The organism is Advenella mandrilli (assembly GCF_016595155.1).
GTDB lineage: Bacteria > Pseudomonadota > Gammaproteobacteria > Burkholderiales > Burkholderiaceae_B > Advenella > Advenella mandrilli.
The window spans coordinates 1-909 of sequence record NZ_JAENGP010000037.1; the positions used below are offsets into that span (position 1 = coordinate 1).

3 protein-coding genes are annotated in these 909 nt (G+C 49.1%); all 3 read right to left on the reverse strand.

The window, feature by feature from the left end:
• Positions 1-136, reverse strand: a 136-nt coding sequence (tnpB, locus tag JHL22_RS15865) for an IS66 family insertion sequence element accessory protein TnpB (protein WP_200235229.1), incomplete at its 3' end; no start/stop codon positions are given.
• Positions 130-501, reverse strand: a complete 372-nt coding sequence (tnpA, locus tag JHL22_RS15870) for an IS66-like element accessory protein TnpA (protein ID WP_200239594.1) — start codon at positions 499-501, stop codon at positions 130-132. The genes tnpB and tnpA, both read right to left, overlap by 7 nt.
• A 48-nt stretch (positions 502-549) precedes the next feature.
• A complete protein-coding gene (locus tag JHL22_RS15875) occupies positions 550-822 on the reverse strand; it encodes a transposase (protein ID WP_200239596.1) in 273 nt (90 codons plus the stop codon).
• Between the last annotated feature and the right edge of the window lie 87 nt (positions 823-909).

Sequence of the window (909 nt, forward strand, 5' to 3'; positions counted from 1 at the left end):
ATACAAACACATGACCACTGAAGGGATCCTGTTGCAAGACGTCCTGGGCAATGGCGGCCAAACCATCAAAGCCCCGGCGCATATCGGTCACACCTGCCGCCAGCCAGACGCGGGTTCCTGCAGGTAAGCCTAACATGCTTTTATCAGCTTCAGCAGTTCAGGTAATAATTGCATATCGGGAGTGCCATGAATTTGCAGATGCACCGCGTTGATCTGCAATTCAAAGTAGCCACTGTCGGTCGTTGTAGTAACCGTGGGTTCCGGACTGGTTAAACACACGGGAACTAAAGATACTGCCTGATCAACCACACCGAATTGGCCCTTCCGATATTGCCAGCGCCAGGTATGCAGTAAATTGGCATTAATCTGGTGTGCTTGGGCAACGGCAGCAATCGACGTATTGGCCTGAAAAGAGGCCTCTACGACCTGGCGCTTGTATTCGTTTGAATAGCGACGCCGGGGTCGCTCAGCCACTGGCACCGAATAAAGAGAAACATCCATAACGCATCAAAACCTAGTTGAATAAATGGACATCTATATTGCTAGAATTTAAAACAGAATTCTAGACGGCACTGGCCGGAGCATTACGGTTAAACACACGGGAACTAAAGATACTGCCTGATCAACCACACCGAATTGGCCCTTCCGATATTGCCAGCGCCAGGTATGCAGTAAATTGGCATTAATCTGGTGTGCTTGGGCAACGGCAGCAATCGACGTATTGGCCTGAAAAGAGGCCTCTACGACCTGGCGCTTGTATTCGTTTGAATAGCGACGCCGGGGTCGCTCAGCCACTGGCACCGAATAAAGAGAAACATCCATAACGCATCAAAACCTAGTTGAATAAATGGACATCTATATTGCTAGAATTTAAAACAGAATTCTAGACGGCACTGGCCGGAGCATTAC

Coding starts and splice junctions, on each gene's coding strand:
- JHL22_RS15875 (WP_200239596.1), bottom strand. CDS start 822: ATGGATGTTTCTCTTTATTCGGTGCCAGTGGCTGAGCGACCCCGGCGT.
- tnpA (WP_200239594.1), bottom strand. CDS start 501: ATGGATGTTTCTCTTTATTCGGTGCCAGTGGCTGAGCGACCCCGGCGT.